This is a genomic window from Gilvimarinus sp. 1_MG-2023 (assembly GCF_030548285.1).
Window position 1 is genome coordinate 1 of the sequence record NZ_JAUOSC010000120.1, and the last position, 474, is coordinate 474.

A 474-nucleotide genomic window follows, 5' to 3' on the forward strand; every position below is an offset into this window, starting at 1 on the left:
GGTCTGGAGATACACGCCCGGCCATGGCCCGGAGGCCGCCACAGCCGCGGAGTCAGCGTCCCCCATGCCACGCAGAAACAGGTAATACACTCCCCCCAGATGCTGCTGCGGACTGTAGTCTGGTAACCGCTGACGTAAAAACTGGTCCAGTGCCAGGATATAAATCCAGGCCTGCAAATCATAATGATGCTCGACCATACTTTGCTGCAGTGCCACACCAGTGTAATCCTGCCGCTGATCTCCCAGATAATTCGACTTGTAATCCGCCAAGTAATAACGCCCCTGATAACAGAACACCAAATCGATAAACCCTTTCAGATACCCTGTCACCGCACTGAACTCCAGTTGTGGTCGCCGGATACCTTCAGCGTCCTGGCCGGATTCAATCAACAAACGGTTCAACGACCCCGAGCGCAACTCACCGATCGGCAAACAGAATTCCATTTCATCCAGGCGTTGATCCGTCTCCAGCGC

At 54.4% G+C, this 474-nt stretch carries 1 protein-coding gene; it reads right to left on the minus strand.

The window, feature by feature from the left end; translation table 11 throughout:
- Window positions 1-474 (minus strand): PD-(D/E)XK nuclease family protein (locus tag Q4563_RS15995; RefSeq protein ID WP_303605175.1); only part of this gene is annotated, 474 nt, incomplete at both ends.